Raw genomic sequence first — 22,145 nt, 5'->3', positions numbered from 1 at the left:
ACCATGCTGGCGCGCGACTGGTACTATAACGAGCGGAATCGGATGGGGATCGAGCCCGCCGTGGCCTCGATCTACGACAATCATGACGATGCCGATCTGCGGGCGCGCGCCGCGCTGAAAATGCTCGGGGTCCAGCGCAGCTGGCGCATCGCCGATATCGGCTGCGGCAACGGCGTGCTGGCGACCGAAGCCGCGCTGATGGGCGCCGAGGTCGACGCCATCGACATATCGCCCGCGATGCTGGCGCTCGCTGAGATCTACGCGCGCGACCGCAAGGCGCCGGTTCGCACCCAGTCCGCAGGCCTGCTCAGCTTCGCCTACTGTCCGGAGTCCTACGACCTGATCGTCAGCGAGTTCACGCTGCACCATCTGCCCGATTTCTGGAAGGCGGTGGCGATGTCGCGGATCTATCGCGCCCTGAAGCCGGGTGCGAGCTTCTATCTTCGCGACATCGTCTATACCGCGATGCCCGACGCGGTCGAACGCGACGTCGAGCAATGGGCCGATTTCCAGATCAAGAATCACGATTTCGCGCGGGAGAGCGTGGTGACGCATATGCGCGACGAATATTCCACCTTCGGCTGGGTGATGGAGCGGATGCTGACCGACGTCGGCTTCGTGCTGGTCTCGGCCGACTACCACGCCCCCATGCATGGCACGTATCTGCTGCGGAAACCGAAAGCCGGCGAGCAAGGCTAGACCAGAACAATAGACAGGGCTGCACGGCAAGCAGAACCGGAAACAACAATGAAGCCGGCCGACATCCTCATCGCCGTCATGGTGGCGATCATCTGGGGGTTTGCGTTCGTGGCGAGCCGGATCGCGCTCGACGAGCTTTCGCCGGAGCTGATGACGGCATTGCGCTTTACGATCGCCGCGGTGCCGTGCCTGTTCATTCCCAAGCCGAAGGTCGCCTGGTCGCGGCTGATCGCGATCAGCTTCACGCTGTTCCTCGGCCAGTTCCTGTCTCAGGCCTACGGCATCGCTCACGGCGTGCCGGTGGGACTGACCAGCGTCGTCGTGCAGAGCCAGGCGCTGTTCACGATCGGCTTCGCAGCGCTCGCGTTCGGCGAGCGGCCGACGCCGGTGCAGACGCTGGGCATCGTCATTGCAGCGGCGGGCCTGCTGATGATCTGCGGCACAGTCGGCTATGATTTCAGCGTCGCGGCCTTCGCGGTGCTGATGATATCGCCGCTCAGCTTTGCCGTCGGCAATCTCCTGCTGCGCGGCGCGCGCGGCGTGCCGATGTTCGATCTGTTCGCGTGGCTGTGCCTCGCTTCGGCGGTGCCGCTGTTCGTGCTGGCACTGATCGCCAACGGGCCGGCGCCGACCTGGACTTCGCTGACGCACATATCGCTGACATCGATTCTCTGCATGCTGATGCTCGGCGGTATCTCCACCTGCATCGCCTATTGGCTGTGGGGCCGCCTGCTGCGTGACTATCCGGCCGCGCAAGTGGTGCCGTTCGCGCTGCTGGTGCCGTTCGTCGGCTCGGCTGCCTCCAGCATCGTATTCGGCGAGCGGTTCGGACCGTTGCGGCTCGCCGGCATGCTGACCGTGATCGGTGGTATCGCCGTGATGGTGCTGGCGAAGCGCCCGCAAGTCCTGCCGAAGACCGCGTGAGGTGAACATGGCCTTCTCGCTATTCTATGCGTTCCTGGCCTTCATGGTGGTGATGTACTTCACGCCCGGGCCGAACAACATCATGCTGCTGTCCTCCGGTCTGACCTATGGCTTCCGCCGCACCATTCCGCACATCGTCGGTATCGTCATCGGCTTTGCCTTCATGGTCGCGACCGTCGGTCTCGGGCTCGGCACCGTGTTCGTGGCCTATCCGATCCTCCAGACCGTCCTGAAATATGCCGGCGCCGCTTACCTGATCTACCTGGCCGCCGTGATCGCGATGTCCGGTCCGGCCAAGTCGGGCGAGGAGAAGGCCCGTGGCCCGATGACCTTCTGGGGCGCGGCCATGTTCCAGTGGATCAATGCCAAGGGCTGGGTGATCGTGATCGGTACCATCACCGCCTATGCTGCGATCGCCCAATTCCCGCTCAATATCGCTATCCAGACCGTAATCAGCCTCGTCGTCGGCACGGTCTCGACCGTGGTCTGGGCGTTGTTCGGCACCGCGTTGCGGCCGATCCTGACCTCTGAGCGGCTGGTCCGCGCCTTCAATATCCTGATGGCTATCCTGCTGCTCGCTTCCCTCTACCCCGTTTTCATGGATGCATGATGTCGCGGATTTCCATGCAGAAACGGGTTTCCCTCGGGGCTGAAAATGCTCTAGACAGCCCCCGAAATCCGCAAATTTCACCCTTCGGACACTGACCATTGGCCGATTTTTGGCCCTGAACGAGGAAACGACTATGCGTGTTTATTACGATCGCGACGCCGACCTGAACCTGATCAAGGGCAAGAAGGTCGCCATCGTCGGCTATGGCAGCCAGGGCCACGCCCATGCGCTCAACCTGAAGGATTCCGGCGTCAAGGAAGTCGCCATTGCGCTGCGCAAGGGCTCGGCCTCGGCCAAGAAGGCGGAAGCTGCCGGCTTTAAGGTGCTGGAAGTTGCGGAAGCTGCCAAATGGGCCGACCTCGTGATGATGCTGACCCCGGACGAGCTTCAGGGCGACATCTATCGCGAGCACCTGCACGACAACATGAAGAAGGGCGCTGCCCTCGTGTTCGCGCACGGCCTCAACGTCCACTTCAACCTGCTCGATCCTCGCGCCGACCTCGACGTGCTGATGATCGCGCCGAAGGGCCCCGGCCACACCGTGCGCTCGGAGTATCAGCGCGGCGGCGGCGTACCCTGCCTGATCGCGATCGCCAAGGACGTCTCGGGCAACGCCCATGACCTCGGCCTGTCCTACGCCTCCGCGATCGGCGGCGGCCGTGCCGGCATCATCGAGACCACCTTCAAGGAAGAGTGCGAGACCGACCTGTTCGGCGAGCAGGTCGTGCTCTGCGGCGGCCTGGTCGAGCTGATCAAGGGTGGCTACGAGACCCTGGTCGAAGCCGGCTACGCTCCGGAGATGGCCTATTTCGAGTGCCTGCACGAAGTGAAGCTGATCGTCGACCTGATCTATGAAGGCGGCATCGCCAACATGAACTACTCGATCTCCAACACCGCCGAGTACGGCGAGTATGTCACCGGTCCGCGCATCATCACCGAAGAGACCAAGAAGGAGATGAAGCGGGTTCTCAACGACATCCAGTCCGGCAAATTCTCGCGCGACTGGATGCTCGAGAACAAGGTCAACCAGACCTCGTTCAAGGCGACCCGCGCCAAGCTCGCCGCGCACCCGATCGAGGAAGTTGGCGCAAAGCTGCGCGACATGATGCCCTGGATCAAGAAGGGCGCGCTGGTCGACAAGAGCAAGAACTAAAGCATGATCCGGAAAAGTGCGAAGCGGTTTTCCGGAAAGATCATGCGTGAACAACAAGCTAAAGCGCGATGACGATTCATCCAAATCTCATCGCGCTTTAAGTCACCGTTCCTCGGACGCAGCGCATCACGCAAGTGGTGCGCTGCCGAGCCGGGCCCATTGCGGCTTCCGGGTCCCGGCTCTGCGCTCTGCTTCGCTGCGCTTGTCCGGGACACGAGCGAAGACACGAGCATCGCGCGTCGAACCAAATCTTAAGCCTTCGCGATTAGTGTTGGCTCACAAAGAGCGTTCGCTCTTTCATTTCCCGCGCCAAGTATTGCTGCTTCATTCAAATTCTTCGCGAGCTGAAGTACAGCCTTAACGCGAAGAACTGACGCTTAAACCACTTTCTTGACCTCGCGTCGGTTCTCGGATTCTCGTCGCTGCTACTGCAGCACCAAAACGCCTGCCTCTTCAGAGGCAAGCATTCGGCTCTTCATCTACAGTCTCATCACGCGTATCGCGAACCACGATTGCGTCCTGGCACCTTTCTCCGACATGATCGCCGGAACTGGAGGGCGGGGGACCATGCGATCTGTGTCATCACCGGTGCGTCCACAGGCATCGGCTGGGCCGTCGCGAAGTTTCTGATCGGGCGCATCATCGCCAAGCGGCTCGGGCTGCTGGCGCAGTAAGGCGGCCGTTCAGCCCGCCGCGACGGTTTGCCCGCGCGGGCGGCGGCCCATCGCGAGCGTGCGCAAGGCCATCTCCGCCGGGCCTTGGTCTACGGCTTTCGTTCGCCGGCCGCTAACATTAAGCCAAGGTCGGATCGCGCCGCACGTTGCCTGTCCGCGACAGTTCCACTACAGTTTTATGAAACGGTGCAGCCGGCTGCCCCGGACGCCCTGGCCGTTTTCAGGCCGGCCAGACGGCTTGGCATCACTGCGCCGGACCAGAGTTGCGTGTCGTCGATGGCGTCCGCGCCCAATCCAGGTCCTTCTGCCGCGACCACCGTGCTGGCGAGCGTCGCCGCGCTCGGCATCTGGCGGCTGCTCGCCGTTGCCGCGCCGCATCTGGCGGCGCTCGCGCTGATGTACGAGACTGAGACGGATTTCGGCTCGCGCCTGTCCTTCGCGCTGGCCTGGGGCATCCTCAACTTCTTCTGGATCACCCTCCTGCGCCGGCCGGCGCTGTCGGGGGCGCTGTCGCTGACCCTGGTTGTGGTGCTGGTGCTGCTGTCGCGGCTCAAGCACGACGTCGTGCAGATGACGGCCAACTTCATCGACCTGATGATGATCGATCGCGACACCGTCGCGTTCCTGTTCACGATCTTCCCGAATTTGCGCTGGTCGGTGATATCAGCCGGTCTCGTCACGCTGCCGCTGATGTATGCGCTGTGGTGGCTCGACCCGTTCCGCATCCGCCGCCTGCCGGCACTCGCTTGCAAGCTTGCCTGTCTTGCCGCCCTGGTCGCCTATTCGCTCTCTCACCCGGAGGAGGCCTGGCGCGGCTACTACGATGACGGCTATCTCTCGAAATTCTTCCGCTCCGCCGTCACCGCCGTCTCCGACTTCGCGCAGTACGGCTTCATGGAATCGGCTGCCTCGACCGACGAGCGGCTCAACATGCCGCTGGTCGATTCCTGCCATCCCGCCGGCCGGCGGCCGAACATCATCATGATCCATGATGAGTCGAGCTTCGACATCCGCGCCGCGCAGGGCGTCAAGGTGCCCCAGGGCTATGGCGGCCACTTCAAATCCTGGGACGGCAGGCAGCGCACGTTCCTCGCCGAGAGCAATGGCGGGCCGAGCTGGTTCACCGAATACAATGTGCTCGCGGGACTCTCCTCGCGCTCGTTCGGCCGCTTCGCCTATTTCGTGACGCGCATCGCCTCGAACCGGGTCGAGCGCGGCCTGCCGCTGTCGCTACGCCGTTGCGGCTATGATACGCTGTCGCTCTATCCCGCCCATGGCGGCTTCATGGGCGCGCGTAGCTTCCAGATGACGACCGGCATCGAGCGTTTCCTCGACTCCAAGGATCTCGGCGCCAAGGATGTGGAGCCCGACAGCTTCTTCTACGACAAGGCGCTTCAGCTGATGGGGCAGCAGCCGCCGAACAAGCCGCTGTTCACCTTCATCTATCTCGGTGCCAATCATTTTCCCTGGGAGACCCGTTTCCGTCCCGACCTGCTGCCGAACTGGCGCGCGCCGGGCAATGCGCCGTCCATCGACGAATATCTGCGTCGTCAGGCCATGAGCGCCGAGCAATACAAGGCATTCGTCGCGGGCCTGAAGAAGAGCTTTCCGGGTGAGCCCTTCCTGATCGTGCGCTATGGCGATCACCAGCCCGAGTTTGCGCCGCACCTGCTCGAGCCCGGGCTCGATGAGGGGGCGATCGGCAAGAAGCTCGATGTCTACGATCCGCGCCTCTACGCGACCTATTACGCCATCGACGCCGTCAACTTCGAGCCGGTCAGAAGCGCGGCCGTGATGGACACGATCGACGGCCCCTATCTGCCGCTGGTGATCCAGGAAGCTGCCGGCATCCCGCTCGATCCGTCCTTCGCCGAGCAGAAGGAGATCATGCTCCGCTGCAAGGGCATCTTCTACGGCTGCAAGGATGGCGCCGAGGCGCGTCGGCTCAATCGGCTGCTGATCGACGCCGGGATGATCAGAGAGCTTTAGCGGCACGATGTCCTTCGAGCATCATCGCCGCCCCGGGTCCGGCCGAGCGGCGATCCGTTGCACTGCGACATCGTCATCTCTCGCGCCTGCACGCCGACTTCGAACTAAAGTCTGAGGCAAAAATGCCTGCAATCACAGACTTGTAACTGGCAGGGCGCTTCGCTTCCAAAACTTCGTCACGATTGCTTCCATCATCCGACACGCCGCCAAATGGTCTTTCCGGCGGTGCGAAGCCCATCCCTGATCCATCCTTCCTTGCAGGAGTGTCGTCCATGCGAGCGCTTGATGCTGCGCGTCTTGCATTTGCCCTCGTGCTGCTGAGTCCGGCTGCCCATGCGGCCGAAGCTGCGCACGACATCAAGGGGCTTTATCTCATGACCGACTATCCGGCGGTCACGGTACGGCCGGGGACCACGACCAACATCTCCCTGCGTCTGCAGAACTATGGTCTCGCGCCGCAGCGCTACCAGCTTTCGGTGGCGGGCGTGCCGAGCGGCTGGACCGCGACGCTACTCGGCGGCGGTCAGCCGGTCGGCGCCGCGATGCCGGCCCCCGACGGCAGTGTCGCGCTGCAGCTCAGGCTCGACGTGCCCGCAGGCAACGATCTCGCCCCGCATACGCTCACGGTCAAGGCCGAAGGGCAGGGCACAACGGCCGAACTCCCGGTTGCGGTCTCGCTCGCCAAGGAGCTGCCGGCCAAGCTCAGCGTGAAGTCCAGCCTGCCGTCGCTGCGCGGCAGCCCGAAATCCAATTTCGATTATACGCTCTCGATCAAGAATGATTCCGGCCGCAATCTCGTCGCCAGTTTTGCAGCAGAGGCTCCCGTCAATTTCGAGACATCGTTCACCGAGGCTTACGGCACCCAGGAGCTCTCGTCGATTCCGATCGATGCGGGTCAGTCCAAAGACATCAAGCTGAAGGTGCGCCCGCCCACGACGATCGACGCCGGTCACTTCCCGGTCAAGGTGACCGTGAAGGCGGAGGATGCCTCTGCCTCCACCGAGCTTGCGCTCGACATCGTCGGCCAGCCGCAGCTCCAGATCTCCGGCCGCGACGGTCTGTTGAGTGCGCGTGCGGTCGCCGGCAAGCAGAGCTCGATCCCGATCGTCGTGACCAATTCCGGCACTGCTCCGGCGGAGAATATCACGCTGGCCGGAACGGCGCCGAGTGGATGGAAGGTGACATTCGAGCCGGCGACCATCGAGCGGCTCGTGCCGGGCAAGGACGGTGAGGTGCAGGCGTTGATCACGCCCAGCGACAAGTCGCTGGCCGGTGATTACCAAGCCACGATCCGCGCCACATCGCGCGGCGAGAACGCCTCCGGCCAGTTCCGCATCACCGTCGGCACTTCGACCGTATGGGGCATGGCAGGTGCCGGCGTCATCGGTGTCGCGCTCCTGCTGATGTTGGGTGCAGTCGCGAGGTTCGGACGGCGATGAGGAATCAATCAACGGACAGCCGAGGGACGGCACCGGATCCCGTCATCGCCGCGCGCGGACTGACGCGGCGCTACGGCGCTACGGCCGTCGTCGACGGCATCGACTTCGACATCGCGCGCGGCGAGGTGTTCGGCCTGCTCGGCCCGAACGGCGCGGGCAAGACCACGACCATCCTGATGATGCTGGGATTAACCGAGATATCATCGGGCGAGGTCAGCGTGCTCGGCTTCAATCCAGCCCGCGAGCCGCTGAAGGTCAAGCAGCGCGTCGGCTATCTGCCCGATGCGGTCGGCTTCTACGATCATCTCACCGCCGCGGAAAACCTCGCCTATACGGCGAAACTGATGGGACTGGCGCGCGCTGAGCGCGCGCGGCGGATCGAGGCGGCGCTGGCGCGGGTGGGCCTCGCGGAAGTCGCCTCAAAGCGGGTCGCGACCTTCTCGCGTGGCATGCGGCAGCGGCTGGGTCTGGCCGAGATCATCGTGAAGCGGGCCGAGATCGCCATCCTGGACGAACCGACGTCGGGCCTCGACCCGCAGGCGACGCAGGAGTTCCTGGGATTGATCGGAGAATTGAAGGCCGAGGGCATCACGGTGCTGCTGTCGTCCCACATGCTCGACCAGGTGCAACGCATCTGCGACCGGGTCGCGCTGTTCCAGGGCGGACGCATCGTGTTGATGGGTGCGGTGCCGGAGCTCGCAGTCAAGGTGCTCGGTGCCGGCTTCGTCGTGGAAGTCAAGGCCGACGGACTCGGTATAGCCCGGCGGCTCGCAATGATCCCCGGTGTGACCCAGGTCGACACCCTGGGCGTCGATCGCTTCCGCATGACTGCCGAGCGCGACGTGCGGCCGGACGCGGCACGCGCCGTGGTCACGGTCGGTGGTGACTTGCGCAGATTGTCGATCGACGAGCCAAGTCTCGAGGCGATCTACGCGCGCCATTTCCAGATCAGGCCCAGGGGAGATGTTCGCCATGCGGCGTGAGGGTTCACCGTTCCGCGGGCTGTCCACCGTCTTCGTCAAGGAGCTCGCCGATCATCTCTCCAGCATCCGCATGCTGATGCTGGAGCTCCTGATCGTCTTCACGGCGCTCGCCGCGCTCTACGGGGCGATCAGCAGCCTCAGGCAGAACACGGCCGAAGATCCGTTCCTGCTGCTCCGCCTCTTCACCATCGACAAGGCGCCCCTGCCGTCCTTCGTCGCCATCCTCGGATTCCTCATCCCGCTGATGGCGATCGGGCTCGGCTTCGATGCCATCAACAGCGAGCACAACCGGCGGACGTTGTCGCGCATCCTGGCGCAGCCGATCTATCGCGATGCGCTGCTGATGGGAAAATTCCTCGCAGCCCTCGCCACCATCGGCATCAGCCTCGCTGCCTTGTGGTTGCTGGTGATCGGTCTCGGCCTGATCTTTCTCGGGGTGCCGCCCGGCGGCGAGGAGATCGCACGCTCGATGGTGTTCCTGGTCGTGGCGATCTTCTATGCCGGTGTCTGGCTCTCGCTGGCCATGCTGTTATCGATCGTGTTCCGCTCGCCGGCGACTGCGGCGCTGGTTTCGCTTGGCATCTGGCTGTTCCTGGCCGTGCTCTGGCCGATGCTGGCCCCGGCGCTCGCGCAGGCAATCGCTCCGGCCGATCCGCGCTACGCGCTGCTCGGGCTCAATGATCCGGCCACCGCGATCTGGACGCAGGAGCTGCTGCGGCTGTCGCCCAACGACCTGTTCGGAGAGGCGATGCTCGCCGTGCTCTCGCCGACCACGCGCACGCTCGGCCCGGTGTTCCTCGACCAGCTTCGCGGCGCCGTCATGGGATCACCGCTCCCATTCGGCGAGAGCGTCATGATCGCCTGGCCGCAAACGGTCGGCCTGATCGCGGGCACCATCGTGCTGTTCGCTTTCGGCTACGTGCTGTTCCAGCGCCAGGAGGTGCGGGCGTGAACCGATCGCGGTCAGCTAGACGAATTCTGCCCTAGCGTCGCGCGATCTGCTCCCACAGCCATCGGGCGACCGCATCGGGCGAGGAGTTCGCATCATTGCCGCTGGCGCGCAAGTTCGCCTCGCGCATGATGGCGATGTCGATCTTGCCGAGCAGCGGCTGCAGCGCAGCCTTGAGCCGTTCGTCGCCGGCGCGTTTCGGCGCCAGCAGCAGGATCGCGTCGTAGGGCGGAATCGCGTGGCGGGGATCGTCGAGCGTGACGAGGTCGTATTTCGCGATCAAACCGTCGCTGGTGTAGCCGGCGATGACGTCGACCTCGCCGCTGGCGACGGCCGCATACATGAAATCCGGCTGCATCTGGCGCTGGGCGCGGAACGGGAGTCCATAGGCCTTTTGCAGCGCCGCCCATTCGGGGCGGGAGAAGAATTCGTAGTCGCCGGCAATCGACAGTGTCGAGGCATGTCCGCTGAGGTCGGCAATGGTGCGGATGCCGAGCGCCTCGGCGCGCCGTCTCGGCATCACCAGCGCATAAGCGTTCTCGAAGCCGAGCTCGCCGAGCAGCGTGATGTTGTCCTTCGCGAGCGCCGTCTTCAGCTCGGCGACCAGCTCGGCGCGCGGCTTGATGTCGGTGCGGTGGAGCTGGTTGGCCCAGAGCGTGCCGGAATAGTCGACATAGAGATCGATGTCCCCCGCCTTCAGCGCCTGGAAGATCACGCTCGAGCCGAGGCCCGACCGCGCGGTGGCCGAGAGGCCTGCCGCCTGGAGGCGGTCCCTCATCAGCGCCGACAGCACATATTGCTCGGCGAAGGTTTTTGCGCCGACCACATAGCCTGACGACGGGCGTCCCATGGTCGGCACCAGCGTTGCGGCGACCAGCGCCGCGATTCCGATCGCGCCGAGACCGCTGCGCAAGCGGCTGCGGTGGCGCAAGCCGTTTTCGATCAGGCCAAGCAACTGATCGACGGCGAGCGCGAGCAGCGCCGAGGCCAGGCAGCCGAACAGCACGAACACCCAGTTCTGGGTCTGGAGCCCGGCAAAGATGTAATTGCCGAGGCTGGTCTGCCCGATCGGCGTGGACAGCGTGGCTGTGCCGATCACCCACACAGCGGCGGTGCGGATGCCCGCCATCATCACCGGCAGCGCCAACGGCAGCTCGACGATGAGCAGCGATTGCCGTGCCGTCATGCCGACACCCTTTGCGGCTTCGATCAGCGCGGGATCGATGCCGTTGAGGCCCGTGATGCCGTTGCGCAGGACCGGCAGCATCGAATAGAGCGCCAGCGCCAGCATCGCCGGCAGGAAGCCGAACGCGGAGAAGGAAACGCCGAACCAGGCCAGCGTGACGGAAGCAGCCAGCAGCAGCAGCGGATAGAACAGCGCAAGCAGCGCCAGCCCCGGTACCGTCTGCACGATGCTGGCGAACGCGAGCAGGATGCCGCGCGGCGCCGGACGGTTGCGGGTCAGGATCGCCAACGGCAGGCTGACGGCGAGGCCAAGTGCGAGCGCGGCGAGGCTTACCCGCACATGGTTGCCGAGATAATCGGGCAGATGCCCCAGCGCCTCGCCCCAACGCGGATCGGTGAAGAGGCTCATGCCGCACCGCTCTGCGGCAGCAGCGCATTCAGCCGCCCGACCTGGCGCCGCGGCGTGCTCAACAGCTCCAGCACGTAGTCGTCGCTGCTGCTCGAGAGCTCCGCGGGCGTACCCTGCGCGAGCAATCGTCCGCCGCGCATCACTGCGATGCGGTCGGCGAGCAGGATCGCCTCGGTCATGTCATGCGTGATCATCACGGTGGTCAGGCCGAGCTTGCGGTGTAGCGCGCGATAGTCCTCGCCTAGCGCATCGCGGGTGAGGGGATCGAGTGCGCCAAACGGCTCGTCCATCAGCACGATGCGGGGCTTTGCGGCGAGCGCCCGCGCCACGCCGACACGCTGGCGCTGGCCGCCGGAGAGTGCCTCTGGCAGACGGTCGCGATGCGATGCGCCGTCGAGCTGCACGAGCTCCAGCAGTTCGTCGATGCGCCCCGCGATCGCCACTGCCGGCTCGCCCAGCAGCTTTGGCGTGATCCCGATATTGTCGGCGACGCTTAAGTGAGGAAACAGCCCGCCGCTCTGGAAGACGTAGCCGATCCGGCGCCGCAGCGCGACCGGATCGACGCTCCGCACGTCTTCCCCCTCAACCATGACCGTGCCGCCATCGGCCTCGATCAGCCGGTTGGTGAGCCGCAGCAGCGTGGTCTTGCCTGAGCCGGACCCGCCCACGATGGCCAGAAACTCGCCCTCGGCAATGTCGAGCGACACATCGTCGACGGCTGCGAGGAAGCCGAATCTCTTGGTGACCTCTTGGTAGCTGATCGCCAGCTTGGAAGGCATCGCGGATGGGCTCGCTTTTCTCTTACCCTGCCCCTCCAGGGGAGGGTAAGAGCACGGCAAGTCCCCATGCGTAGCACGCTTGGCGCCTTGATTGAACTTGGCCGCGCGAGCGGCTAAGGCATCGGCCTGAGTTCGGAGGAAGCACATGACGACGCCCACGGCAGTGGCGCTGGAAGATGCCAAGGTCGCGTTCCGGCTGGGGGACGGCCGGGTCTATACGGCGGTGGAGAAGGCGCATCTCGCGGTCGCGCAGGGCGAGTTCGTCGCCATCGTCGGCCCGACCGGCTGTGGGAAATCGACGCTGCTCAATGTCGCGGCCGGCCTGCTCAAGCCGGCGGCGGGCAGCGTCAGGATATTCGACCGGCAGCTGACGGGACTGAACCAGGATGCCGGCTACCTGTTCCAGGCCGACGCGCTGTTCCCTTGGAAGACCGCGCTCGACAATGTCGCGATCGGGCTCGAGATCAAGGGCACGGCGCGCGCAGAGGCGCTGCCGCGGGCGCAGAAATGGCTGACCTCCGTCGGTCTCGGCGCGTTTGCCAGCCGCTATCCGCACATGCTCTCCGGCGGCCAGCGTAAGCGCGTGGCGCTAGCGCAGGTGCTGATCCGCGATCCGAAAATCCTCCTCATGGACGAGCCGTTCGGGCCGCTGGACGCGCAGACGCGCCAGGTCATGGGCAATCTGCTGCTTGATCTCTGGAATGCCGACCGCAAGGCCGTGCTGTTCGTGACGCACGATCTGGAAGAGGCGATCGCGCTCGCCGACCGCGTGGTGATCATGTCCGCGGGGCCGTCCTCGCGCATCATCGGCGACTGGCGCGTCAGCTTGCCGCGCCCGCGCGACATCTTCGAGGTGCGCCTCGACAAGGAGTTCCATGCGCTCCATCGCGAGATCTGGAGCGTGCTGAAGGACGAGGTGATGAAGGGATACGTGCAATCCACTCAGGCAGTGGAGGCGGTCTGATGTCGCGCCCGACGCTGTTTGCGCTGCAGGTCCTGGTCGCGGTCGTCTGCATCGTGCTGTGGCAGGTGCTGTCGACCATCCCCGTGTTCGGCAAGATCCTGCTGCCGCCGTTCTTCTTCTCCAACCCTTTCGACGTGTTCAGCCAGATCGTGAAATGGTTCGCCTCCGGCGTCATCTGGAAGCATCTCGGCATCACACTGGCGGAATCGATCCTGGCTTTCGTGATCGGATCCCTCGGCGGCGTGCTGGTCGGCTTCTGGTTCGCGCGCCAACCGCTGGTCGCCGCGGTGTTCGACCCCTACGTCAAGATGGTCAATGCGCTGCCGCGCGTCGTGCTGGCACCGATCTTCGCGCTGTGGCTCGGCCTCGGCATCTGGTCGAAGGTCGCGCTAGGCGTCACGCTGGTGTTCTTCATCGTGTTCTTCAACGTCTATCAGGGCGTCAAGGAGGTCAGCCGCACCGTGCTCGACAACGGCCGAATGCTCGGCATGAGCGAGCGGCAGTTGATGCAGCACGTCTATTGGCCGTCGGCCCTGTCGTGGATGTTCTCCTCGCTGCACACCTCGGTCGGCTTCGCCGTGGTCGGCGCGGTCGTCGGGGAATATCTGGGATCGGCGGCGGGCCTCGGTTATCTCATTCAGCAGGCCGAAGGCGTGTTCGACGTTGCCGGTGTGTTCGCCGGCATGTTCGTGCTGTCGGCCTTCGTCATCCTGATCGACTTCGGCGTGACGCTGGTGGAGCGGCGGCTGCTGGTGTGGCGGCCGATGGCGTCGGACGGGCGGGGGTAGGGCCCAAGTTCACCTCTCCCGCTTGCTTGCGGGAGAGGCGTAGGCCGCCTCTGGCGGCCGTCATCTCAAAACACGCCGAGGCAAAGCCTCGGCTATGGCGTAGCGTCGGGTGAGGGTTTTCTCCTTCGGGCGATTCTCCCATCGCGGGGACACCCTCTCCCCAACCCTCTCCCGCTTGGCAGGCGGGGGAGGGAGCGCAGAGCCATCAATCCAGCAGCTTGATGTCATCGGGGGCCTGCGGCGGCGTCTTGATCGCGATGGCCTTGACCTGGCCGCTGATCGGCTTGGTGCCGCCATGCGGCGTGCCCTTCGGAATGATGACGAGATCGCCTGGCTTCACCGTGACCTCCTTGTCGCCGAGCCAGATCGTCCCGGTCCCGTCCAGGATGTACTGGATCTCGTTGGTGTTGGGATGCAGGTGCTTGGGCACATTGCCGACCTGGATTGACACAGTGGCGCCGTCGGCGGTCATGAACGTCTTCGAGCGGTAGCCAACCTTGTTGGCGGGGCCTAGCGCGTCGCCTTCCATCTCGCCGGTATGAATGATCTGCGCGGTGATGCTCTCGGCGGCGAGTGCCGGCCCGAGCAGGTAAGTTGCGCCGCAGCCGGCGGCAAAGGCGGCGGCGATCGACAGGCTGGCTGTAAGGCGATTCATGGACGATCCTTCCCATTAGGAATTGTTATTGTCTGCGCATGCTATTGCGCCGAAAGACCGATGGCCAGCCCACTTCGGCAGTGCTTCTCAAGCCCGCCCCGCTGCTCTATGGTGCCGCCGGCCGAACGGAGGAAACCAATGAAGAACACGATTGCCAGGCTCGCCGGCGCGCTGCTTGCGCTGACGGTCACCACCGGATTTGCCGCGGCGCAAAGCAAGGTCACCATTGCGGTCGGCGGCGGCTCCTGCCTGTGCTATCTGCCGACAGTGCTGGCCAAGCAACTTGGCGAATATGAGAAGGCCGGCCTCAATGTCGAGCTGGTCGACCTCAAGGGCGGCTCGGATGCGCTGAAAGCCGTGCTCGGCGGCAGTGCCGACGTCGTCTCCGGCTATTTCGACCATTGCGTCAATCTCGCGGCCAAGAAGCAGGAGCTGCAGTCCTTCGTGGTCTATGACCGCTATCCCGGCCTCGTGCTGGTCGTCGCGCCCTCGCGCACCAATGACATCAAGTCGGTCAAGGACCTTGCCGGCAAGAAGGTGGGTGTGAGTGCGCCCGGCTCCTCCACCGACTTCTTCCTCAAATATATGCTCAAGAAAAACGGGCTTGATCCCACCAGCGCCGCCGTGATCGGCGTCGGCCTCGGCGCCACCGCGGTCGCCGCCATGGAGCAGGGGCAGATCGATGCTGCCGTGATGCTCGATCCTTCGGTGACCGTGCTTCAGGGCAGCCACAAGGATCTGCGCATCCTCTCGGATACCCGCACCCAGAAGGATACACTCGAGACGTTCGGCGGCGAATATCCGGGCGGCGCGCTTTACTCGACGGCAGCCTGGGTCAACGGCCACGAGAAGGAAACGCAGGCGCTCACCAATGCGATCCTCGCCACGCTCGCCTGGATCCATTCGCATTCGCCCGAGGAGATCATGGCGAAGATGCCGGAGGAGACGGTCGGCAAGAACAAGGATCTCTATCTTGCCGCGCTGAAGAACACGATCCCGATGTACTCCGAAACCGGCAAGATGGACCCCAAGGGCGCCGATGCCGTGCTCGCCGTGTTCAGCGTCGGTTCGCCCGAGGTCGCGAACGCCAAGATCGAGGTCAGCAAGACCTTCACCAACAAATTCTTCGACCAGGCCAAGAAGACGACGGGGACCGCCAAATAGCTGACGCGAAGGCGTAGTAACCAGGCGTCATGACGTCACTTGTCATTCATCGCGTCACGACGCTTGATCTTGCCGTGCGGCCGATCGTGTGGCCGTTCGCCGAGGAGCGCCGCGCCGAGATCGCGGCGCATTTTGCCGAGAAGCAGCGCGAGCGGCCGAAGATCTGGAACGGTCGCGTCCTGCTCGGGCGCGATGCCGCGTTCACGGACGGCCATCTCGCTGCGACCTATTTCGAAACCGATTTCGCCAGCTTCCTCGCCTGGCGCGACTGGGGTTTTCCTGATCCTGCCGTATTCAACGGTTTCGGCATGGGCGCGCTGCGCACCTCCGATGGCGCCTTCGTGATGGGCGAGATGGCGCAGCACACGGCCAATGCGGGCCGCATCTATTTCCCTTCGGGCACGCCCGACCTTGACGACATCAGGGACGGCGCCCTCGACCTTCCCGGCAGCGTGGTCCGCGAGATCGCGGAGGAGACCGGGCTCACCGCCGACGATTACGCGCCGGAAGCCGACTGGCATTGCGTCGTCTCCGGTCGTGCGATTGCGATGATTCAGGTCCTCAATCTGGACATGCCGGGCGATGAAGCCCGCGCCCGGATCGAAGCCAATCTCGCGCGCGAGGCCGAGCCCGAGTTGTCGGCCATTCATCTCGTGCGCGGGATGAGCGATCTTACGCCGACCATGCCGCGATTTGTCACGGCCTTTATTGCGCAGCAGTTCGCCTCTCGCTGACGCGCGAGGCTTGACATCGCTTCGCGCAGCCCGTGTGATGGGCGAAAACAAGAACGACAAGAATGCAACGCACAATCGTCCGGGAGGTTTTGATGCGCGAGGCCGTGCTGCCACTGCCGAAGGGCACCACCGACAGCAACCAGTAGCGGCGGAGAACGGCGGTGCTGGAGGTGAACGGATTGGTGAAGCGGTTCGGCGGCTTCACCGCCGTGAACAACGTCTCGTTCAGGGTCGACCAGGGCGAGATCCTCGGCCTGATCGGGCCCAACGGCTCGGGCAAGAGCACGATCTTCAACATGCTCTCCGGCACGCTGGCGCCGACCTCCGGATCGATCCTGTTTGCCGGGCACGAGATCGCAGGCCTTGCGCCGCACCGGATCATCAACCGCGGCATCGGCCGCACCTTCCAGATTCCGCGACCCTTCCGCCGCCTGACCATCTTCGAGAACGTCGCGCTCGCCGGATTCTACGGCCAGGGCCGCCACAGTCGCATCAAGGCCGAGGAGGCAGCCGAGCGGTCGCTGGCGATGGTGGGCCTGCCGACCGATCGCCACGCCAGCGTCGACGGCCTGGGGGCGGCCGGCCTGAAGAAGCTCGAGCTGGCGAAGGCCCTTGCCACTTCGCCGAAGCTGCTGCTCGCCGACGAGAGCCTCGGCGGTCTCGACGAGGCCGAGATGGACCAGGCGGCCGACATGCTGCGCAATATCCGCGACGAGCTCGGCATCACCATCATCTGGGTCGAGCACATCATGGGCGTGCTGATGCGCGTCGTCGATCGCGTCATGGTGCTCGATCACGGCGAGAAGATCTCGGAAGGGCTGCCGAGCGCGGTCGCCGGCGATCCGCGCGTCATCGAAGTCTATCTCGGCACCGATGCAGAGACCACGCAGGCCGCGGCCGCCGAAGCGCGCCGCCGGGCGGGAGGTTAGCCCATGCTGGAGCTCCGCGGCGTCAATGCCGGCTATGGCACGTTCCAGGCGCTGTTCGACATCAATCTCGACGTCAAGGCCGGCGAGGCCGTCGGCGTCATCGGTCCCAACGGCGCCGGCAAGACCACCTTGATGCGCGTCATTTCCGGCCTGATCCGTCCCTCGCGCGGATCGATCAAGATGGAAGGCGTCGATGTCGTGGCGACGCCGGCGCACAAGATCGTCAGCCTCGGCATTGCGCATGTGCCGGAGAACCGGCGGCTGTTTCCGCAGCTCACGGTCGACGACAATCTCAAGATGGGCGCGTTCATGAAGGAGGCGCGCGGACACTATGCCGAACGGCTGGACGTCGTGTTCGACCTGTTCCCGCGCCTGAAGGAGCGGCGGCATCAGATGGCCGGCACCATGTCCGGCGGCGAGCAGCAGATGTGCGCGATCGGCCGCGCCCTGATGTCCAGCCCGAAGCTGCTGCTGCTCGACGAACCCTCGGCGGGGCTCGCGCCGGTCGTGGTGCAGCAGGTGTTCGAGCTGGTGAAGCGGATTCGCGCCAGCGGGCTGACGGTGCTGATCGTCGAGCAGAACGTGCAGCAGGTCCTGAAAGTGGTCGACCGTGCCTACCTGATCGAAGCGGGCACGATCCGCGCCTCCGGCACCTCGTCCGAGATGCTGGCAAGCGACACGGTCAAGGAAGCTTATCTCGGGGTGTGATGGGCATGCAGGCGTTCCTGGACATTTTCGACATCTATCTGCTGGAGGCCGTCATCAACGGCATCCTGCTCGGCGGCGTGCTGGCGCTGCTCGCGCTCGGCCTCAACCTGATCTTCGGCGTCATCGACGTGACCTGGATCTGTTACGCCGAGCTCGTGATGATCGGCATGTACGCCATGTATTTCATGGTGCAGTATTACGGCGTCAGCTATTTCATCGCTGCGCCATTCACCATCCTGCTGGTGGCGGCGCTCGGCGCCCTCTTGCATTACCTCGTGATCGCGCCGCTGTTGACCGCGCCGCCGATCAATCAGCTGCTCGCGACCGGCGGCGTGCTGTTCGTGCTGCAGAGCTTTGCCACTGTCGCCTTCGGCATCGACTTCCGCAATCTCGGCATCCGCCTGCCGGTGCTCGCCTTCGGCGACATGAATTTCAGCTACGCGCGGCTTTTGTCCTTCCTGGCGGCACTGGTCGGCATGGTCGCGGTCTATCTGTTCATGACGCGCACCTTCACCGGCACCGCGATCCGCGCCATCGCGCAGGACCGTCAGATCATGGCGCTGATGGGCGTCGATACGAAGCGGATCTATCTCATCACGTCCGCGCTCGGCGGTGCGCTGGCCGGGCTCGCGGCCTGCCTCCTGGTGCTGCAATATGACGTGCATCCGTTCGTCGGCCTCTCCTTCGGGCCGATCACCTTCCTGATCTGCGTGCTCGGGGGCCTCGGCAATTTCATCGGCGGCTTCATCGCCTCCTTCCTGTTCGCGGAGATCATCTCGCTTGGCGGCCTGTTCTCCGACCTCGAATGGGGCTATGTGCTCGCCTTCGCCTTTTTCATCGTCATGATGTTCATCCGGCCCGCGGGCCTGCTGGCGAGGCGGCGATGAAGGGGCAGGGGCGGCTTGCAGCATGGGGCGTGGGGCTGGCGGTGCTGGTCGCGCTGCCTTTCGTCTATCGCGATCCCTATCATCTGCACATCCTCGTGCTGATCCTGATCTGGTCGTTCGCCTATACCTCCTGGTCGATGATGGGGCGGTTCGGACTGGTCTCGCTCGGGCATGGCGGCTTCATGGGCATCGGTGCTTACGTCACCGCGCTCTTGTGGAATCACCTGGGCCTGTCGCCCTGGATCGGCATTCCCGTCAGCATGATCGCGGCCGGTGCGCTGGCGCTGATCGTCGGCTATCCCTGCTTCCGCTTCCGCATCACCGGGCATTATTTCGTGCTGGTGACGCTGGCGCTGTCGGGCATCGTGCTCCAGGTCATCACCGCGACGCGCGACTACACCGGCGGCTCGCTCGGCTATACCCCGAACCGCGCGTCCGGCAACAAGCTCCTGGCGCTGCAGTTCGACGACAAAACCACCTGGTATCTGATCGCGCTTGCGGTCTGGCTGTTCGGTATCGTGGTCTGGCACTGGGTCGACCGCAGCATGGCGCGCTATGCGCTGGAGGCGATCTCGGAGGACGAGGACGCCGCGGCTGCGGCCGGCGTCAACGTCACCGCCGAGAAGCTGAAGATCACGCTGCTCAGCGCGCTGATGACGGCACTGGCCGGCGCGATCTACTGCCAGTATCAGATGTTCATCACACCCGACACCGTCAGCGGCATCGCGGTTTCGCTGCAGATGGTGTTCGCGGCCATCGTGGGCGGCCTGTTCGTTTCGCTCGGCCCGACCTTTGGCGCCATCATCACCATTTTGCTGGCCGAGAGCTTGCGCATCGGCTTCGGCACCAAGGCGGTCGGCTGGGACAACCTCGTCTACGGCGTGCTGCTCGTGGTTTTCATCATATTCCTTCCCAAGGGCATCCTTGGTAGCGTCCTCGACCGACTGAAGCCGCAACGCAAGGTGCCCCGCGCTCATGAGCAAGAAGCCGTCCAGATCGCTCGCCCAGGAGCTTGACCGCTACATCACGCCATTCCGTTACGATGGCTCGGGCAAGTTTCATCTCAAGGACCATAAGACCGACGAGAAGGGCGACCTCGACAAGGAGAAAGCGCAGGCGCTTCTCGACGCCAACAAGAAGCGCCTCGTCGGGTTTCAGGAGAAGCTCTACGCCCAGGACCGCTGGTCCGTGCTGATCGTGCTCCAGGCAATGGACGCCGGCGGCAAGGACAGTGCGATCAAGGCGATCTTCGAGGGCATCAATCCGCAGGGCTGCGAAGTCACGGCCTTCAAGGCGCCAAGCAGCAAGGAGCTCGACCACGACTTCCTCTGGCGCCACGTGGTCGCGCTGCCGGAGCGCGGCCATATCGGCATCTTCAACCGCTCGCATTACGAAGAATGCCTGGTGACGCGCGTGCATCCGGAAATCCTCGCCAAGGAGAAGCTGCCGCCAAAGCTCGTCACCAAGCACATATGGAAGGAGCGGTTCGAGGACATCTCCGCCTTCGAACGCTATCTCTGCCGCAACGGAACCCTGGTGCTGAAGTTCTTCCTCAACGTCTCCAAGGAGGAGCAGCGCCAGCGCTTCCTCGACCGGTTGGAGGAGCCGGCCAAGCAGTGGAAGTTCTCCATGGACGACATCAAGGAGCGCGCGCTGTGGCCGCGCTACCAGGCGGTCTACCAGGACATCGTCCGCCACACGGCAACGCCTCATGCGCCGTGGTACGTCGTGCCCGCCGATCACAAATGGTTCGCCCGCGTCGTGATCGGCTCGGTGATCAATGCAGCGCTCGAAAAGCTCGACCTGCGCTTCCCCCGCGCCGACAAGGCCTCGCTGGAGGAATTCGAGCAAGTGCGCAAGGCACTGGAGAAAGAGGGGACGGGAGGCAAGAAGCAGGCAAAGTGACAGCCAAGGAGATCGCCGATCGCAAGACCGTCAACTTCGCGCTCCAGGGGGGCGGCGCGCACGGCGCCTTCGTCTGGGGCGTGCTCGACCAGGTGCTCGAGGACGGCAGGCTCGCGATCGAGGCGGTCAGCGCCACCAGTGCCGGTGCCATGAATGCGGTGGCGATGGCCTCCGGCATGGCGAACGGAGGCGCGGAGGGTGCGCGGGAGAACCTGCACGCATTCTGGTACGAGGTGTCGCGCATGGACATGGCGTACGATTTGATGTCGCCGCTGAACCAGTGGATCCAGGCCCTGAAGCTGCCGCCGGAATATCATCCGGTGCACGCCGTCATCCACACGCTGACGCACACCCTGCCGCCGAACCTGCTCAATCCCTTTCATTTCAATCCGCTCCGCGCGCTGCTGCAGCGCGTGGTCGATTTCGACCGGCTCAATTCCTCGCCCGAGGCGCCGCAGCTGTTTCTCAACGCCACCAACGTCCGCACCGGCAAGATCAAGGTGTTCCAGAGCCCGCTTCTCACGGCGGAAACCGTGCTCGCCTCGGCCTGCCTGCCGCCCTATTTCCAGGCCGTCGAGGTCGACGGCGAGCATTATTGGGACGGCGGCTATCTCGGCAATCCCGCGATCTATCCGCTGATCTACCGCAAGGGCAGTCACGACGTCATCATCGTGCAAGTCACGGCGATCAGGCGCGACGAGCTGCCGACCAGTGCGGCCGATGTCCTCCACCGCATCAACGAGATCAGCTTCAATTCGTCCTTGATGCGCGAGATGCGCGCGGTCGCCTTCGCCACGCGGCTGATCGACGACGGCGAGCTCGACAGCGACAAGCATAGCCGCATGTACATGCATTGGATCGGCAACGACCAGTTGATGTCGCAGCTCGGCACGGCCACGCAGTTCCACCCCGAATGGAGCCTGTTGTGCCGCCTGCGCGATGAGGGCCGCGAGGCGGCGCGAAGCTGGCTGGCGCGGAACTTCGACCAGATCGGAAAGTCCTCGACCGTCGACCTGGCAGACATGTTTCTCTAGCCGGCTGAGCCGGCCATGCACAAAAACGCGAAAACAACCCCATGCACAGTAGCCGAGCGCAGCAGAATCAACCGCTTGCAGCTCCGTCATCGTTGCTGCGGATTTTACGAAACTCATTTGACTCGTCGGGCAAAACAGGGGCATGATGTCAACATGCCCGCTGCCCCTCGACAGCTGCGACCCGCGCGCAAGCGCTTTGCATCGGCGGGCTGCTTCCAGGGAACTCGCGCCTTCAAATGTGATCTCTAGATCGTTGATCTTGCTTGACAGTTTTGTGTCCTAGGACGAGCATCGTGGCGGTCGCAAACAAGCGACGCGCAACGTCCACCTCATGAGCAAGGGGAGGTCTATGACGCCACCTCCGCAAATCCAGCCGCTGAGTGCGATGGAGCTCGTTCGGACTATCGCATAGCGGCGAAAACCGCGAACGGCACGCCGGGTCAAGGTTTAGCGGGCCGCATCAGTGAGGCAAGGCCCCTACCTTCCCGGCGCTGTAATTTGCATTACATCACATCGATCGTGTCGGATGGCCGTGACGGGCTGCCGCAACGAGTTTCTCTGACATCCGCTGTTCCCATTCTCCC

General features: G+C 64.2%; 21 protein-coding genes. 18 read left to right on the top strand and 3 right to left on the bottom strand.

Features of this window, described 5'->3' with window-relative positions; genetic code table 11:
- Positions 1–3: 3 nt before the first annotated feature.
- The 8 genes from P6U28_RS22400 (at position 4) to P6U28_RS22365 (ending at position 9,423) form a co-directional block, all read left to right on the top strand.
- Positions 4–699: a class I SAM-dependent methyltransferase gene (locus P6U28_RS22400; protein ID WP_129143995.1), complete on the top strand. Its 696-nt coding sequence runs from the start codon at positions 4–6 to the stop codon at positions 697–699.
- A 48-nt stretch (positions 700–747) separates the two neighbouring features.
- On the top strand, positions 748–1,623 hold the full coding sequence (locus tag P6U28_RS22395) for an EamA family transporter (RefSeq protein WP_129143994.1): 876 nt from the start codon (positions 748–750) through the stop codon (positions 1,621–1,623).
- Positions 1,624–1,630: 7 nt separating this feature from the next.
- Positions 1,631–2,233: a LysE family translocator gene (locus P6U28_RS22390; RefSeq protein WP_164936965.1), complete on the top strand. Its 603-nt coding sequence runs from the start codon at positions 1,631–1,633 to the stop codon at positions 2,231–2,233.
- Between the two features lie 133 nt (positions 2,234–2,366).
- Positions 2,367–3,386: a ketol-acid reductoisomerase gene (ilvC, locus tag P6U28_RS22385; protein ID WP_122402041.1), complete on the top strand. Its 1,020-nt coding sequence runs from the start codon at positions 2,367–2,369 to the stop codon at positions 3,384–3,386.
- A gap of 950 nt (positions 3,387–4,336) precedes the next feature.
- Positions 4,337–6,049, top strand: a complete 1,713-nt coding sequence (locus P6U28_RS22380; protein ID WP_407119919.1) for a sulfatase-like hydrolase/transferase — start codon at positions 4,337–4,339, stop codon at positions 6,047–6,049.
- Positions 6,050–6,321: 272 nt separating this feature from the next.
- On the top strand, positions 6,322–7,488 hold the full coding sequence (locus P6U28_RS22375) for an NEW3 domain-containing protein (protein ID WP_129143991.1): 1,167 nt from the start codon (positions 6,322–6,324) through the stop codon (positions 7,486–7,488).
- Positions 7,485–8,471, top strand: coding sequence for an ABC transporter ATP-binding protein (locus tag P6U28_RS22370; protein ID WP_407119918.1), 987 nt, complete (start codon positions 7,485–7,487; stop codon positions 8,469–8,471). Before P6U28_RS22375 ends, P6U28_RS22370 begins: the two co-directional genes overlap by 4 nt.
- Positions 8,461–9,423 carry an ABC transporter permease gene (locus tag P6U28_RS22365; protein ID WP_129143989.1) on the top strand — a complete coding sequence of 321 codons (963 nt, stop codon included), beginning with the start codon at positions 8,461–8,463 and terminating at the stop codon, positions 9,421–9,423. Before P6U28_RS22370 ends, P6U28_RS22365 begins: the two co-directional genes overlap by 11 nt.
- Before the next feature lie 31 nt (positions 9,424–9,454).
- On the opposite strand, the gene P6U28_RS22360 is transcribed toward P6U28_RS22365, so the two are convergent.
- Together P6U28_RS22360 and P6U28_RS22355 are read right to left on the bottom strand one after the other, a co-directional pair.
- Positions 9,455–11,014: a glycine betaine ABC transporter substrate-binding protein gene (locus P6U28_RS22360; protein ID WP_407119917.1), complete on the bottom strand. Its 1,560-nt coding sequence runs from the start codon at positions 11,012–11,014 to the stop codon at positions 9,455–9,457.
- On the bottom strand, positions 11,011–11,793 hold the full coding sequence (locus tag P6U28_RS22355) for an ATP-binding cassette domain-containing protein (RefSeq protein WP_122402046.1): 783 nt from the start codon (positions 11,791–11,793) through the stop codon (positions 11,011–11,013). The genes P6U28_RS22360 and P6U28_RS22355 overlap by 4 nt, the downstream gene beginning before the upstream one ends.
- Before the next feature lie 145 nt (positions 11,794–11,938).
- Between P6U28_RS22355 and P6U28_RS22350 the strand changes: the two genes are divergently transcribed.
- Together P6U28_RS22350 and P6U28_RS22345 are read left to right on the top strand one after the other, a co-directional pair.
- Entirely contained in the window at positions 11,939–12,757 is an 819-nt protein-coding gene (locus tag P6U28_RS22350; RefSeq protein WP_122402047.1) for an ABC transporter ATP-binding protein, read from the top strand.
- Positions 12,757–13,545 carry an ABC transporter permease gene (locus tag P6U28_RS22345; RefSeq protein ID WP_122402048.1) on the top strand — a complete coding sequence of 263 codons (789 nt, stop codon included), beginning with the start codon at positions 12,757–12,759 and terminating at the stop codon, positions 13,543–13,545. The genes P6U28_RS22350 and P6U28_RS22345 overlap by 1 nt, the downstream gene beginning before the upstream one ends.
- A 205-nt stretch (positions 13,546–13,750) precedes the next feature.
- On the opposite strand, the gene P6U28_RS22340 is transcribed toward P6U28_RS22345, so the two are convergent.
- The gene (locus P6U28_RS22340) at positions 13,751–14,200 is read right to left on the bottom strand and encodes a cupin domain-containing protein (RefSeq protein ID WP_407119916.1); all 450 of its coding nucleotides are present in this window, start codon (positions 14,198–14,200) and stop codon (positions 13,751–13,753) included.
- A gap of 138 nt (positions 14,201–14,338) precedes the next feature.
- Here P6U28_RS22340 and P6U28_RS22335 point away from each other — a divergent pair, with 138 nt between their 5' ends.
- The 8 genes from P6U28_RS22335 (at position 14,339) to P6U28_RS22300 (ending at position 21,561) form a co-directional block, all read left to right on the top strand.
- Positions 14,339–15,364 (top strand): ABC transporter substrate-binding protein, encoded by a 1,026-nt coding sequence (locus tag P6U28_RS22335; protein WP_407119915.1) that lies wholly within the window; start codon positions 14,339–14,341, stop codon positions 15,362–15,364.
- Positions 15,365–15,393: 29 nt separating this feature from the next.
- Positions 15,394–16,098, top strand: coding sequence for an NUDIX hydrolase (locus P6U28_RS22330; RefSeq protein ID WP_122402051.1), 705 nt, complete (start codon positions 15,394–15,396; stop codon positions 16,096–16,098).
- 161 nt (positions 16,099–16,259) lie between these two features.
- Entirely contained in the window at positions 16,260–17,027 is a 768-nt protein-coding gene (locus P6U28_RS22325; protein ID WP_209295774.1) for an ABC transporter ATP-binding protein, read from the top strand.
- 3 nt (positions 17,028–17,030) lie between these two features.
- Positions 17,031–17,735: an ABC transporter ATP-binding protein gene (locus P6U28_RS22320; RefSeq protein WP_407119914.1), complete on the top strand. Its 705-nt coding sequence runs from the start codon at positions 17,031–17,033 to the stop codon at positions 17,733–17,735.
- A 5-nt stretch (positions 17,736–17,740) separates the two neighbouring features.
- Positions 17,741–18,622 (top strand): branched-chain amino acid ABC transporter permease, encoded by an 882-nt coding sequence (locus tag P6U28_RS22315; RefSeq protein WP_122406512.1) that lies wholly within the window; start codon positions 17,741–17,743, stop codon positions 18,620–18,622.
- A complete protein-coding gene (locus P6U28_RS22310; RefSeq protein ID WP_122402054.1) occupies positions 18,619–19,638 on the top strand; it encodes a branched-chain amino acid ABC transporter permease in 1,020 nt (339 codons plus the stop codon). The genes P6U28_RS22315 and P6U28_RS22310 overlap by 4 nt, the downstream gene beginning before the upstream one ends.
- Positions 19,598–20,527, top strand: a complete 930-nt coding sequence (locus tag P6U28_RS22305) for a polyphosphate kinase 2 family protein (protein ID WP_129143983.1) — start codon at positions 19,598–19,600, stop codon at positions 20,525–20,527. Before P6U28_RS22310 ends, P6U28_RS22305 begins: the two co-directional genes overlap by 41 nt.
- Positions 20,524–21,561 carry a patatin-like phospholipase family protein gene (locus P6U28_RS22300; RefSeq protein WP_122402056.1) on the top strand — a complete coding sequence of 346 codons (1,038 nt, stop codon included), beginning with the start codon at positions 20,524–20,526 and terminating at the stop codon, positions 21,559–21,561. The genes P6U28_RS22305 and P6U28_RS22300 overlap by 4 nt, the downstream gene beginning before the upstream one ends.
- Positions 21,562–22,145: the final 584 nt, after the last annotated feature.

Source organism: Bradyrhizobium sp. STM 3561 (genome assembly GCF_045571455.1).
GTDB classification, from domain to species: domain Bacteria; phylum Pseudomonadota; class Alphaproteobacteria; order Rhizobiales; family Xanthobacteraceae; genus Bradyrhizobium; species Bradyrhizobium vignae.
The sequence above is the reverse complement of the archived record's forward strand: the minus strand, read 5'-3'. Positions and strand labels throughout refer to the sequence as shown.